General features: G+C 52.6%; 6 protein-coding genes. 4 read left to right on the top strand and 2 right to left on the bottom strand.

The window, feature by feature from the left end; translation table 11 throughout:
- The 4 genes from N6P30_RS20500 to N6P30_RS20485 form a co-directional block, all read left to right on the top strand.
- A partial coding sequence (locus N6P30_RS20500; protein WP_260629973.1) for a fimbria/pilus outer membrane usher protein occupies positions 1-2357 on the top strand: 2357 nt, incomplete at its 5' end.
- 6 nt (positions 2358-2363) lie between these two features.
- Positions 2364-3374, top strand: coding sequence for a fimbrial protein (locus N6P30_RS20495; protein WP_023294518.1), 1011 nt, complete (start codon positions 2364-2366; stop codon positions 3372-3374).
- 17 nt (positions 3375-3391) lie between these two features.
- Positions 3392-5125, top strand: coding sequence for a ShlB/FhaC/HecB family hemolysin secretion/activation protein (locus N6P30_RS20490; protein ID WP_023294519.1), 1734 nt, complete (start codon positions 3392-3394; stop codon positions 5123-5125).
- 14 nt (positions 5126-5139) lie between these two features.
- On the top strand, positions 5140-13398 hold the full coding sequence (locus tag N6P30_RS20485; RefSeq protein WP_260629972.1) for a hemagglutinin repeat-containing protein: 8259 nt from the start codon (positions 5140-5142) through the stop codon (positions 13396-13398).
- Positions 13399-13451: 53 nt separating this feature from the next.
- Here the strand turns inward: N6P30_RS20485 and speA are convergent, their stop codons facing one another.
- Entirely contained in the window at positions 13452-15428 is a 1977-nt protein-coding gene (speA, locus tag N6P30_RS20480; protein ID WP_023294521.1) for a biosynthetic arginine decarboxylase, read from the bottom strand.
- Positions 15429-15436: 8 nt separating this feature from the next.
- Positions 15437-15568, bottom strand: a complete 132-nt coding sequence (gene yqgB, locus N6P30_RS20475; RefSeq protein WP_127312443.1) for an acid stress response protein YqgB — start codon at positions 15566-15568, stop codon at positions 15437-15439.
- Positions 15569-15760: the final 192 nt, after the last annotated feature.

Here is a 15760-nt window from a genome sequence, read left to right as displayed (position 1 = left end):
TTAGCAACTTGCGGAAATTAGGAACCTGGCCCATTTCATTTATTCCGGCAAACAATACGCAGGGCGTAAATGCCTGCATGACGCCGGAAATGATTATCCGCTTTGATGTCGATACCAGCAAACTGCCGGAAAACTGGAAGACGGGCCGCTGCCTGATCCTCGAAACGCTTATCCCCGGCGCGACCGTCACCTACAACCAGGATGATGAGCGCCTGGATGTCACCGTTCCGCAGGCGATGCTGCTCAATACACCAGAGGGTTATATCAGCCCTGAACTATGGGATGACGGTGAACCTACCCTCATGGCCTCCTACGCGCTGAGTGGTTCAAGCACGCGCAACCGTGAGTTAGGTGAAACCAGCAACTATCTCTTTGGTAACCTGCAAACCGCTATGACGCTCGGTGCGTGGCGTTTTGTAACCTATGACACCCTGAACCTCGGCAATGATATTGAGGATGAAGGGGTCGATCATCTGCAGGCATTTGCCAGCCGGGGAATTGCGGCCTGGCAATCTGAAGTGGTGCTGGGCGATCTCAACACCAGCGGGGAGATGTTTGATACAACGGCCATTCGCGGCGTCAGACTCGCCACCGACGATCGCATGCTGCCGGATTCCGTGCGCAGCTATGCGCCTGTCGTTCGTGGTTTTGCCAACAGCAACGCGACGGTCACCATCAAGCAGTCTGGCAGTACCCTCTATGAAAAAGTGGTTCCCCCAGGCGAGTTTGCCATCAGCGATCTCTATGCAACGGGCTACAACGGCGATCTGGAAGTCACCGTCAAAGAGACCGATGGCACCATCAATACCTTTACCGTCCCCTACTCCAGCGTTCCGCAGCTGCTGCGCGAAGGCTATTTTCGCTATTCGGTCTCCTCGGGTGAAATCCGCAACACATTTCTTGCCGATGATCCGTGGATGACGGAAGGCACGCTTCAGTACGGTTTGCTTAATAATCTGACCGGTTACGTAGGCGCTCAAACCGCGTTTGATGGCGATTACAACGCCCTGCTGGGTGGTGTGGCTATCAATACCCCGCTGGGGGCATTAGGCCTGGACGTTACCCGCTCTTATACGAACTTTAACTCCAGCACCGGGAACGATGACTGCGGCTCACTGTGTGACATGTCCCTGCGTATCAGCCTTGCTAAAAATCTTTCCGAAACCGGGACAAATTTCAGCCTGGTGGGTTACCGCTACTCCAGTAAAAATTACTACTCGCTGTCGGATGCCGTCAGCGTGAAGCAGGCGCTGGAACATGGTAACGACCGATATTTACCCGAACGCTATCGTGAACGCCTGGAAGCAAACATCAACCAGATGCTGCCTGCGGGTTGGGGAAGTTTCTACGTCAGTGGTTTCATCGGCAACATCTGGAACGATGAACTGGGCCGCACGGAAAAATCCAACTACGCGCTGGGATACAACAACCGGTTTGGCTCGTCGACCTGGGGCATTTCGCTTGGCCGAACCAACAATGAAGACGGTGGTCACGACGATACGATCTACCTGAGCGTATCTATGCCGCTCGGCCATCGTTATGAAAAACAGGCTCGCCTGGGAGCAAACTTTAGCTACAACAGTGATGAGGCCACCATCCGCACCTCGCTCAGCGGCTCGGCCGGCGAGCGATCGCAGTATGGCTTTAGCGGCTACTTCAGCGAGTCCAGCAGGCCGGAAACCAACTTCGGTACCAACCTGTCTTATGTGGGCGATAGCGCTTCCGGCGGCGTCGCGTTCAGCCAGTCCCTCCATAGCTTCATGGGCGGTTTGAACATGAACGGTGGCGTGGTTGTGCACCGTGGCGGTATCAATTTGACCCCAACGTTAGGCGACACCATTGGCGTGATAGAGGCCAAAGGCGCTGAAGGGGCAAGAGTTTACCCTGATTCAAATGCGGTCATTAAAGATAACGGCTACGGGATTGTCGGCTATCTGACGCCTTACAGATACAACGATGTCTTCATTGATCCAAAAGGTACATCAATGAGTGTCGATGTAGAGGATACGCGTAAGAGCATTGTGCCAACCGCCGGTGCCGCCGTGCATATCAAAATGGAAACACAGCAGAAGCAACAGACCTTTGTGCGCTTCACACATGCCTCCGGGCAAAAGATCCCCTTCGGCGCATCCATTACCGATGGTAGCAATACCACGCTCGGTATGGTCGGACAGGGTGGCCTGGCAATGCTGACCTTACCTGAACCTGGCAAGCCGATCGTTATTAAATGGAACAGTAATAAGGTGATGAACGCGTGCTCAGCAGATGTCAATCACCTTTCTGATAACAGAAAAACCCGCGACATGAATAAAGCCGCCTCCTTTAATGCAATAGATATTATCTGCAAAGGCCTTTAACAGAAAATGAATAAATACATTACTACTCTGCTTTATCTCGTTTTATTATCCGTTTTATGGATGTTTACCCTTGAAGCAAAAGCCTCAGCGTGCAGACTCGAAGGCGTGGAAAAGGTTTTAAATATTACAGACGACATTACGTTAAACCCTGCGGATAAAGGCTCCACTGGAACGGTCTTATGGTCGAAAACGTATACTGCACCTAACATCAAATATATCTGTGATGAATCAACGCAAACGCAGTGGCACACCGCTTACAGCCGAAATTATCTCTCTTCCTCGGTAGATAAAGTCTATACAACCGAAATTCCGGGTATCGGTATTCGGATGAAATGGCCAGCCAACGCAGGGAACACCTGGGTGCCGGGTAACTCCGGCTCTCCGGTGACCTGCAGCCCGAGCTGTTCTATCGACAACAGCACCGTATTGGTAGAGTTCGTGCAGACAGGTAATATTAATCAGGGAGAATCCGAGATCCCTGCCGGCGAAATGGTTAACGTAAAAGTCAAACCTTTGCTCACGCCAGAGGATGCGCTTCGTATTCTTACTATCAATTTCTCAGCGCCAATTAAAGTAAATACGCGTTCATGTTCCATTTATCCCTCGTCGACCAACGTCGATTTGGGGACCTACAGTATTGCCTCATTCCAGAACACGCTAAATTATCAAGGTGATAAAAAGGACTTTTCTATTACCATCACATGCCCGGAACAGGCACAAGTTGGCTTAACTTTCTCTTCCCTGATCAATACCAAATTCGCATCAATGAACGGTCTTTTGGGCGTCGAGACCGGCGAAGGCTACGCGAAAAATTTCGCGATTATGGTTTACGAAAAATCCAGCCCTTATGTCTCATCGGCCCTTGTTCTTGGAAAAGAATACCCTTTCCAGGTTTCATCCCGCTTAACTAAAAACTATCAGGCCCAGATTTTCGTTCCTGCCGAGGTTAATCGCGAAAACTCATTAAGTGCTGGCAGGGTGGTCGGCGCAATTCAATACACCATGGCTTTAAGATAATTATCAAGGAGAGATTCGTGCTTCAGCGTTTTTCAAAATATGCACTTTTATTAGTGCCGTTCATTCCTGTGGCTCACGCTACGGCGGCACTCCCTGGTCAGCAAAATAAACAGGAACTGGATCGTCTCGAAAGACAAACCAGCCAGGCATTAATAGAAGAAGCCAAGCGGACCGAGCAGTTAATCCAGCAACAAAAAAAAATGCGCGAAGCCGGAGATGAAACCCTGGCCAGCAGCGACTCGAACTGGAAATTTCAGGTCAATCATATTGTCATCCTTGATGATACGCAGTTTGACAACTCACCGCAGCGTCAGGCGATTATCGATCGCTATGAGGGCAAAATGCTCGGTCGAACAGAAATATTTGAACTGGCCAAAGAACTGACCGATTTTTATATTTCTCGTGGTTATGCCACGACGCTGATTGGTGTTGAGCCCGGTAATATCAAAACGGGCACACTCTCTCTGCGGGTGATGTGGGGAAAAATACACGATCTTAAGGTTAACGGGCAAGCGCCGTCCTTCCGTGAACGCACGCGCATGTTCACTGCCTATCCTTTTGCGAAAGACAAGATTCTGAACATGCAGGATGTCGATCAAATGGTCGAAAACCTGCTGCGCGTTTACCCTAACGACAATATTGAAATTCAACCGTCTGTTATAAACAGCTATTCCGATCTTAATCTGCTGCACGTGCCTGCATTCCCTCTTTCGGTCACCGCGGGTCTTAACAACTCTGGCTTTAAGGCTGACGGCTGGCAGCAGTATTATGGCAGCGTAACCGCTAAAAACATTGCCGGCATCAATGATATTTTCAACGTTTATTATTCATGGAATAACCTGAAGAATAACCAGGATAATCAGGATTCGTGGTCAACGAGTTACAGCATCCCACTGGGTTATTGGTCGTTTGACGCGCTTTATTACAAATCCAGCTACGACAAAACGCTTGCCGGCAATAACGCCAGCTACGCTTCTGACGGAGATTCTGACCGTGCTTCTCTGCGTGTCAGCCGCATGCTCGGCCGTAACGCCACGGGTAAAACCAGCTGGTGGGCAAAAGTTGAAAGACGTAATAGCAACAACAGCATTGAAAACCAGCGTATAGACGTCAGCTCTAAAACCTATACCTCGATTTCGTCGGGCGCTACCTGGGTCGGCGCCCTGATGAACGGCTGGTTCTATGGCGATGTGGGCGTGACGGCAGCGGTTCCCTGGTTTGGTTCCGCCTGGAAAAACGATGCCGACCTTAAAGGGTTTGACCTTGATTACGTCAAGTACAACGGCATTGCCAGCTGGACGCGTCCGCTTTTTCAGTCTGGCCGTTTAGGTGGCGTGTATGAACTCAACGCAGGGTTCCAGTACACCCCGAACGTACTGGTTAGCGATGCAAAATTAACGCTGGGCGATGAATTCACCGTACGCGGCTTCAAGGACGATAGCCTGCTGGTTGATAGCGGCGGCTGGATCGCCAATACCCTGCAGTTTCCATTCGATGTTGGCGTCGGCGGTATCTATCAGCTTATTCCCTATGTAGGTTATGACCTGGGCTTTGCCAAAGATAATTGCCCGAAAGGCGTCAACGTATGTGATAGCCAATTCATGATGGGTGGCTCTGTCGGGATTAAAGCTACCGGTAGCCATTTTTCAACGTATGTCCTCGCGGGCTGGCCTATAAAAAAACCAGATTCACTGGAAGAGAATACCGTCGATAACACGGTCGTTTATTACAAGATGGAAGTAACGTTCTAATTTAAGGAATTTTTATGAGCAATAATAAAACCTCAAAAACGAAGCTAACCGCAGGGAATTTGCATAAACACCTTTGCCCACTTTTTATTTCAATAGCGGGTATTCTCGCAGCTAATGCCGAAGCCGCAACGGTGCCGGATGCCAGCCAGAGTAAAGGGCCAACAATGGGTCAGGCGGCTAACGGCACGCCAGTCGTGAATATCACCGATCCGAATGCGAAAGGCGTCTCGCATAATAAATTCGACCAGTTTAACGTTGATAAAAATGGCCTTATTTTTAACAACAGCATGCAGGATGGTGTGTCTAAGATCGGGGGTTACACGGTTAAAAACGCCCAGCTTGAGCATGAAGCAAAAGCAATTATCAGTGAAGTGACGGGAGCCCAGGCGTCCTATATTAACGGGACGATGGAAGTCTTCGGCAGAAAAGCGGACGTGATCGTTGCTAACCAAAACGGTATTAGCGTTAACGGCGCCACCACCATTAATGCCAACAGCCTGACGCTGAGTACCGGTAAGGTGCAGATGAAAGAGGACGGCAACTATAAACTAGCTGTTGAAAAAGGCACCGTGTCTCTCACAGGGCAAGGCATTTCTACCGAAGGGCTAAGCTACTTCGACATTGTCAGCCGAAGTGCAAAACTGGAAGGTGAAATTGCCGGCCAGGCGGACGTTAAGGTAGTTGCCGGGCAGAACGATTACGATCTCTCCAGCCGCCAGCACACGACTCGCGCCACGGGTGACGGCCATACGCCGGATGTCGCGATTGACGGTCGGGCGATGGGGTCAATGTACGGTGGTAAAATTCAGCTTATCAGCACCGAATCCGGCGCAGGCGTCCGTCATGAGGGCAGTATTATTGCCACGGGTGACATTGAGATCAGTGCGAACGGCGACGTGACGCTGACAGGTTTACGCAGCGATAAAAATGTCACTGTCAGCGGCAACAATATTGCCCTGAACAAAAACAGCAGCGGCACCGGAAGTACAGAAGCGCAAAATAATATTATCCTGCATGCGCTCTCTGGCATGACGGTGAATAACGACGTTATCTCCCGTAACGGCACAATCCGAATTGATGCCTCAACCCTGCTGCAAAATACGGCTGCTATCATTGCGCAAAACAGTGCCACAACAGCGGTACCCGCCATTCAGATTAATGTTGCCGGGCAGTACACCCTTTCCGGAAAACTAAAAGCGCTGGATGCTAACGGCGCTGTCATTTCCGGTGGCGTCGTGACGTTAAAAAATGGCGATTTTGTCGTCATCCAGAATGGCCAGCAGGTGCCCTTCAGCACCCTCGTCTCCGATGCGGAGATCGTCAGCAACAGTGGTAATGTCAACGTTACCGCGGGCAGCATGACTAACAATGAAGGCGTTATTCTCGCGAAGAAAGGAACGCTGCAGTTCAACCTGACCGGTGCGTTTGAAAACAAGGGTTCCGTCAGCGCCACAGGGGATATCTGGATTGCATCAGGTTCGATGAAGAACAATGGCATCCTGTATGCCAGCAACGCCCAGACGCTGTCTGTCGGCCATCTCGACAACGCAGGCCGCCTCTACGCGGATAAAAACCTGGTTATGACCGCCAGCGCCCTGAACAACAGTGGTCATATTGGCGCTAATAGCGGTGAGATGCGCATTAAGGTCAACGGTGAGGTTTCAAACAGCGGCACCCTGAGCGGTAACGATGCGCTGATCTTCATTGATGCCGACGGTAACATCGTCAACGACGGCACCATTGCCAGCAACAAGCATGACGTGACGGTGGCATCCGGCGGCGACACGCTCAGCAATACCGGACGTATTGCAGGACGTAATGTCTCCACCCAGACCCGTAAAGCCAGTGCAACCGTCAGTAACAGCGGCACCATCAGTGCCAGCGAGAAACTGGCCATCGCAACCGCGAATCTGAAAAACCAGGCCGGCACGCTGAGTGCGACCACTGACATGCAGCTTGATGTCAAAAAAGAGCTACAGAATAGTCAAAAAGGCAGCATTATTGCCGGGAAGAACCTCACCATAAAGGGTGACGGCGCGCTGGCAGTACACAATGACGATGGGCTGATCCAGGGCGATAATATCAATGCCAGCGGAATTTCCACCCTCTCTAACACCCATGACGCGCTGATTGCGGCAAGAGAAACCCTCTCCGTTACAGCGACATCGTTGCTTAACGACGCCTCAACCATTCAGGCCGGTAGCCTGACGCTCGATAACGTCAGCACCGTCGATAACCTTAACGCCGCCACGCTGTATGCCAGCAAGACGCTGCAACTTACCCATCTCAACACGCTGAATAACACCGGCAGTTTTGTGATTTCTGACGGCACGCTGTCACTGTCCGATGTGAACACCCTCAATAACACTGAAGGTGCAACGCTATTCGGTGCTGGAAATACCGCGCTGAGAAACGTAGGTACCCTTAATAACAGCGGCGCATCGATGATTAAATCAGATAATGCGCTCTCGATCGCGACGACCACGACGCTTAATAACAGCAGCGATGCAGTGATTGCCTCTGAGGGCAATCTGAATATCAGCGGCGTGAAGACGTTAAACAACCGCTCGGTGATCATCGGCAATGGCAATATCGCGATCGATGCCGTTGAGGAGCTGAAAAACGACGGTGTGGTTCAGGCAGGTCTGGATCTGATTATTCGCAACGTCAAAAACCTGGCCAACACAGGTGAAGGGCATGTTTTAGCTGCACTGCGTAACCTGACGATTGAAGACGTTGAGTCGCTCATCAACAGCGACGGCGCGGTCATCTCCGCCAATATGCAGACGGTGCTGAACGCCATCGGCGTTCTGACCAACCGCACGGCCGGTGTCATTCAGGCTGTAAACGGCCCGCTGGAGATTGTCGCCAACACGTTGAGCAACATTGGCAGCCTCACCGCAGAGGACGGGCAGCAGTCGGTGTCCACTCTCGTGGCGGGCGGCGACATTACGATCAATGCGCAAAACATGCTTAACACCGAACAGGCGGTGATTGTGTCGACGCAGAGCGATCTGTCAGTTAATGTCGCTAATAATCTGATCAACGCCAATGCAGCGGTACTATCGGGTGCCAACAATACGAACCTCAACGTAGCGGGCGGGACGATTAGCAACGAAAAAAATGCCCTGATCGCCGGGAATAACATCACGATTAATGCCTCGCAGCTGAATAATCATGATTCCGGCACGACCTCTGCCAGAAACGACCTCAACATCCATACCGGTTCATTCAATAACATCAATGGCATCCTCGAAGCGGGTCATGATTTATTGCTCAAGGTAAAAGACTCCATCGCGCTGAATGACAATAACCGCAGTATTCGTGCAGGTCATGATATGACGCTCAGCACGGAAGGTACGCTGTTCAACAACACCATGATGGAAGCCATCGGCAACCTGACGCTCCAGGCAGACGGTAAGGTGATCAACAGCAAGTCTGTGGTCACGGGGGGTGATTTACACATCAACGCTAATGAGGTAATGAACAACAGCAACAGCCTGCTCTGGTCGTTAGGGAAGATGGATATTAATGCCCACGACGGTGCCTTTGTTAACGACTATAACGGCAACGTGCTGAGCATGGGTGACATGTCGCTCATCGCGAAAACGATTATCAACTCCGCCGGGATCATTCGCTCCGAACAGAACATCAATATTGATGCGGCCTCTCTGGAAAACCAGAGCACCTATACGGGTGGCACCATTTCGCAAACCCAAACGCAGGATGCCGTGGGTCAATGGGCCGGTATTGATAATGTGATGACGCAGGTCAGGATTACCACGGTTCTGCACATCCCGGTTCTGGCGTCAGATATCGCTATGAGTAAGCTCGGCGAAATCAGCGCCGGGAAAGATATTAATATTAACCAGCGCGGCATTTTCGACGAAAAAGAGGTTAAAAATAACGGCGGCCTGATCCAGGCGGGACGTGATATCACCATCACGGGTAATCTGCTGAACTCGCCAACCTATACCTCCGAATCCATGTATGACTATCTGAATCTCATCCTTGAGCAACCGATAGTACTGACCGACTACTGGAAGGTGGCAGCAGAGCACTACACGACGCTGACCTTCAACTCGCTCTATCAATACCTTGATTTCATCTTTGGTGACGGCGCACCTGCAACCAAAAGCGGTACCCAGGATCCAAACAGAGAGCGTAGCTATAAATCGCTTCTCGACGCCGCGAATGACTCAACCCAGCTCAACTACGTCATGAGCAAAGTGTTTGGTGAAACGTGGAATTCGCAAGATTACGCGACCCTGAACACGGCATGGCATAACCTGGTAAGCAATGACACCAGCATTACCCCTCTGAAGACGAATATGATCTACTTCGTGCCTTCAGAAAAAGGTGAAATCACGGCGGGTCGTAACTTTACGCACAATGGCGGCACGCTGGATAACGGCCTGGCTAACGCTGGCACAATCAAAGAAAACGCCAAAATTGAGAATATCGACGTGGGTGACTACACCATCGACACCGCCGTCGCGGGCTATGATGTTGCCATCAATACCAAAAAGCTGAATGAACTGGCCATGGGGATCAGCCCACTGCCGACCATCAAGGATTTGGTCTCTCTGCCGGGCATGTTTGAAGTCACTGACGAATTCAAAAAAGCCTCTGAGGCGGCGAAAAACGGTACCGAATACAGCGGCCCGGCCAACCACATCATTCCGATTTTCGAAACGCGCCCGGAAATGATCGATCAGAGCAAGTACAGCGGCTCTGACTACTATTTCGACAAGGTGGATTACACTACCACCGAAACCGTTAACGTCATTGGCGATAACTACTTTATCTCCGAACTGATTCGTCGAGAGATCAGCCGCTCCGTAGGCAGCATGTTTGCGATACGAGACGGTCTTGAAGGCGATGCGCTGGTACAAAACCTGATGGATAACGCCGGTATTGCGGCGAAAAACAGCGATCTAAATCTGGTGGTGGGGCAGCCTCTGAGCGAAGAGCAGCGCAATGGGCTAACCCAGGATATCGTCTGGTTCGTGAGCCAGAACATCAAAGGGACGGAAGTGCTGGTGCCGGTGGTCTACCTTTGCCCTGAAACCCTTAGCCAGCTGGCTAACGGTGATATCAGTAAAGGCACAGCGTCCATTGCAGCCGGAAATAGCCTTTCAGTTGATGCCACCGCCATTAACAACGTGAACGGTACCCTCTCCTCTAAGGGTGACGTCACGCTGAAATCCAAAGGGGATATTAACAACATCAGCAATGCGACAGATGCTGGCATCTCGGCGGGCGGTAACGTCTCAATGACGTCGGAAAATGGCAGCATTGCCTCAAACGGCGCGGCAGTGAACGCCGGTGGCGACATTGACATGAAGGCTGAAAAGGGCGACATCACCCTGACCGCATCTGTCGGACACGGCGAAGACGGCAAGCAGAAGATTCATGCGCACGATGATGGCGTCACCGCAGGCGGCAGTATCAACATGCAGGCGAAAACCATCACTTCCAACGCGGCTGATATTACGGCAGGCCAGGACGTGAATATGAAGGCGAGCGAAGGTGACGTCACCTTCAACGACCTGCATCAGATTGATTCTAACCGTACCATCAATACCGAGATCAACGGTCTGTCCAGCTATACCACCACCGACACCAAAACGGTGACCGGCGAAGCTATCGGCGCAACCGTCAAGGCTGGCGGCAATGTGCAGATTGATGCCAGCAAGAATGTGGTCATCGAAGGCGGCAGCATTGACGCGAAAAGCGGCTCCATCAACGCGGCAGAAAACGTTGAGATAAAGACGTCTGAAAACGTGTCCGCTGAGGAACACACCACACAGTCTCGCCAGTTTGTTGCTGAGGCCGGCATCAGCGGCGCCGGTAAATCCGCCTCGGCTTCCTACGGCAAAAACGACGGCACCACAAAAAATACCACCTCTGGCGACTACACCAGCGCAGGCGGTAATTCTGAAACCTCCGCGATTGGTGCCAAACCGGGCCGCGCACCGATCACCGATACTGCCGGTTTCAGGGTGGGTATGGAAGACACAACCGATACCGTGTCGACCCAGAGCAAGCAGAACACCAACGCGTCCATTAATTTTACCGATTCCGGTTCCGTAAATGCAGGAAAAACGGCGGATATTGGCGGCGCTGACCTCTCCGCCGGAGATAAGCTCAGCATTAACGCGAAGGATGTCGCAAGCACCAAATACGAGGATGAAACCAAAACCACCGTCACACATAAAGACCGCTTTGTCGGTGTTTCAGGTGAGGCCCACAGTGCGGTAGTTGATGCGATCGACAAAACCGGGAATCTCATTGATAAATCGCAGCAAGGCCAGTCGATTAACAGCGGAACCACGACGGCGGAAGTGCTGGGCGATGTGTCCAACATCATGCTAAACGATCTTGCTGGCGGCTCCGTCACTTTCGGCGGGAACACGACAAAAACGAAAGAAACGCGCACCGCAACGGCGGAGAATACCACCAATATTAATGCTAAAAACGTCAGCATTAATTCGACCAACGATACCACGCTCAACGGCGTGAACGTGAACTCGCAGAATACGGAGATCAATGCGGGTGGTAATGTGGACATTAACGCAGCGAAATCAACGACCTCTTACACCAATGAAACCGAAAAACACAAAGGCGGTCTTACCGCAGGCGTGGGAGTGGATATAACCGGCGCAAGCGGCGGTATTTCAGTCGATTACAACGGCAGTACGGAACACGGCTCGGGTAACTCTACGTCGTATAAGAACAGTACTATCAACGGCAACACGGTGACAGTGAACGCTGGCGGTGATATGAACATGAAGGGCGCTAACATCGATGCAGAAAAAGCGGATGTTAACGTTGCAGGCGATATGAATATCACCTCCGTGCAGAATACCGAGCACACCGAAAGCAGCCGCGGTAACTGGGGCGCTTCTGTGGGCATCTCCGTCTCGGCAGCGGGCATCATCCCGAACGCGTCCGTCAACGGGGGCGGCGGCTCTGAAAGTTACGATTCGTCTAAAACAGCGAAGCAATCCGGTATCAATACCAGCGGCGAGCTGAATGTGAAAACCGGAGGCGACCTCAATATGACCGGGGCTAATCTGGTATCTCAGGATGGCACCGGATCGGTGAACGTTGCGGGTGATATCAATGCGAAAACGCTGGAAGACCACGTTGAGCAGGATGGTCTGTACGGCGGTGGCGGCATTGGCCTGAGCAATGGCGTAGTGCCTTCCGGTAACATCTACGTCGACACCGTGGATGAAATTCACTACAACGAAACGCAGAAATCCACTATCGCCGTGGGTGACACCACCAGTGCGGCAGTGAATGGCGATCTCAATACCAATAAAGATGAAATGTCGGTTGTCACGCGTGATGAGAAAGAAGCAGGAAATAACATTTCCTACACGCTTGCCGATCCGGGGATTCGTAAGAAGAAGAAAAGCGGCGCTGACGCAGACAGCGATACTCCAGCGAAGCCGGATGACGGCCATACGGACGATGGCGGCTGCCCTCAGAAGTGTACGCCGACTAAGCCAGGCTCAACGCAGCAGCAGACGACAACCACGACGCGTACAACGTCTGATTCTCAGCATATGACGATTGAGAAAACGACGGCGACAACGACCTCCACGTCCGCCTCTTCGGTGGTCCATAAGGAGGCCGTCGCGTCTGAAACCGCACGCAGTGAAGCCGTGCCAAACGTTGCGCCGTCAACGTCCCAGCCGCTGACGCCAAAAGCGAAACCAGAGGCCGCAACGGTTACACCAAAAGCGAAACCAGAAGCCACAACGGTTACGCCAGTGAAGAAATGGGCCGTACCGGAAACTAACTATCCGGTACTCTCTCCGGGCTCTGCAACGGGTAAAACCGGTAAAGACATGCCGAAAACACCGGACCACAGGAAGTGGAATGGCGACATGACCAACGGCGTTGCGCCATCCAGCAACACCAAAGGCGATGACGTCAAGCTCTCGCCGGGTTCGTCCACCGGTCAGACCGGGATGGATATGCCGAAAACGCCGGAACACAAGCAGTGGAATGGCGACATGACCAACGGCGTTGCGCCATCCAGCAACACCAAAGGGAATGACGTTAAGCTTTCTCCGGGGTCGTCCACCGGTCAGACCGGGATGGACATGCCGAAAACGCCGGAACACAAGAAGTGGAATGGCGACATGAGCAAAGGTGCGATGAACGCGCGTCCGCAGTGGAAGGCGTTGCAAATCGATCGACCGATTGATATCTATGCTCCGGTAACCATTACCTTCACCGACGAGCAGTACAGCTAAAACAAAAGGGTCTGACTTTCGTCAGACCCTTTTTTTAACGCCCCTTTCGAACGTTATTCGTCTTCCAGATACGTATATCCGTACAGACCCGCTTCAAACTCTTCCAGGAACTGCTGCTGCAGCGCATCGTCCAGCCCGGTGTTTTTCACCTGGTCGCGGAACTGCGTGAGCAGGGTTTTCGGATCCAGCTGAACGTATTCCAGCATGTCCGCCACGGTATCCCCTTCGTCAGACAGCTCAACTTCCACGCTGCCGTCAGGGAAGACAAACACGTCGACCGCCTCGGTATCGCCGAACAGGTTGTGCATGTTGCCGAGGATCTCCTGATACGCGCCGACCATAAAGAAGCCCAGCATTGGCGGGTTCTCCGGGTCGTATTCCGGCATTGGCATCGTCGTGGCGATACCGTCGCCGTCCACGTAGTGGTCGATGGCGCCGTCAGAGTCGCAGGTGATGTCCAGCAGCACCGCGCGACGTTCCGGGGCGTGATTCAATCCTTCCAGCGGCAGAACCGGGAACAGCTGATCGATACCCCAGGCATCCGGCATCGACTGGAACAGCGAGAAGTTGACGTAAATCTTATCCGCCATACGCTCCTGCAGCTCGTCGATTATCGGACGGTGCGCGCGGTTGCTCGGGTCGAGCTGCTTCTGCACTTCATGGCACATATTCAGATAGAGCTGCTCTGCCCACGCGCGCTCCTGCAGGCTGAAGGTGCCTGAAGAGTAGCCGACGTGAATGTCGTGCAGATCCATCTGGCTGTCGTGCAGCCATTCGCGCAGGGAACGACGCGTGCCCGGCTCGTGCATCTCCTGCCAGGTTTCCCACATGCTTTGCAGGGAACGCGGGGCATCGTCTGCCGGCGGCGTCGCTTCGGTGGTTTCGCTGCGCTCAACGCCGATAATGTTAGAGACCAGCACCGTATGGTGCGCGGTCACCGCGCGACCGGATTCGGTAATCACCGTCGGGTGCGGCAGGCCGTGCTCTTCACAGGCGTCGCCGATCGCCCAGATGATGTTGTTCGCGTATTCGTTCAGGCCGTAGTTCACGGAACAATCAGATTGTGAGCGGGTCCCTTCATAGTCCACGCCCAGGCCGCCGCCCACGTCGAAGCACTGAATATTCACGCCAAGCTTGTGCAGCTCAACGTAGAAACGCGCCGATTCACGCACGCCGGTGGCGATATCGCGAATGTTGGCCATCTGCGAGCCGAGGTGGAAGTGCAGCAGCTGAATGCTGTCCAGACGACCACGCTCGCGCAGAATTTCTACCAGCTGCAGCACCTGGTTGGCCGCCAGGCCGAACTTGGATTTTTCACCGCCGGAGGACTGCCATTTTCCGGAACCCTGCGACGCCAGACGCGCACGCACGCCAAGGCGCGGCACCACGTTCAGACGCTCGGCCTCTTCCAGCACGATGGCGATTTCAGTCATCTTCTCAATAACCAGATAGACCTTGTGGCCCATCTTCTCGCCAATCAGCGCCAGACGAATGTATTCACGGTCTTTATAGCCGTTACAGACGATCACTGAACGGGTCATCCCCGCATGCGCCAGCACGGCCATCAGTTCGGCTTTGGAACCCGCCTCCAGCCCCAGCGGCTCGCCGGAGTGGATCAGCGATTCAATCACGCGGCGGTGCTGGTTTACCTTGATCGGGTAAACCAGGAAGTAGTCGCCTTTATAGCCGTAGGATTCACGCGCGCGTTTGAACGCGGCGTTAATCGAACGCAGGCGATGTTGCAGGATCTGCGGGAAGCAGAACAGTGCAGGCAAACGCTGGCCCTGAGCCTCACGGGCTTTCACCAGTTTGGCGAGATCCACGCGCGCTTCAGGGACGTCCGGATCCGGGCAGACGCTGATATGGCCCAGTTCGTTGACGTCGTAGTAGTTATTGCCCCACCAGGCAATATTGTAAGTGCGCAGCATCTTGCTGGCTTCCTCGGAGCTCATCGCAACCTCCTGCATAGAACGTAGTACACCCTGTTCGCCCGCTGACGAAGGCGAAAAAGAAGACATGTCGTCAGACATAGCGAACCTCAACTCTTTGTATTAAGTGTAAAACAGTTGACTACTATCGCAGCGTTATACGGCGATAACAACCCATAAACGGCTCCGTTTCCCAGCAGAGTATGCTGAAATCCAGACCGTGCGACCGGTTTCTTATTCATATCATTGTAAAACACGTATCCGAACTCTGTATGACAAGGTTCGGCGAAACCACGAGAAAACTCTTGTATTAACAAGAGCGCCCTTGTTCAGTTTTCACAAAGCGTGACCGGCCCTGGAATCCTGAGAAGCGCCGAGATGGGTATAACATCGGCAGGTTTGCAGACTAGAAATGCGGGTTGCGGGAATCAAAT

The sequence above is a fragment of the Enterobacter sp. PL1 genome, assembly GCF_945957325.1.
Lineage (GTDB): Bacteria > Pseudomonadota > Gammaproteobacteria > Enterobacterales > Enterobacteriaceae > Enterobacter > Enterobacter roggenkampii.
This window is presented reverse-complemented; position numbering and strand designations above follow the sequence as displayed.

Excerpts from the sequence above, each read along its gene's own strand:
- N6P30_RS20495 (WP_023294518.1), top strand. The coding sequence starts at position 2,364 with ATGAATAAATACATTACTACTCTGCTTTATCTCGTTTTATTATCCGTT.
- N6P30_RS20485 (WP_260629972.1), top strand. The coding sequence starts at position 5,140 with ATGAGCAATAATAAAACCTCAAAAACGAAGCTAACCGCAGGGAATTTG.
- speA (WP_023294521.1), bottom strand. The coding sequence starts at position 15,428 with ATGTCTGACGACATGTCTTCTTTTTCGCCTTCGTCAGCGGGCGAACAG.
- yqgB (WP_127312443.1), bottom strand. The coding sequence starts at position 15,568 with ATGAATAAGAAACCGGTCGCACGGTCTGGATTTCAGCATACTCTGCTG.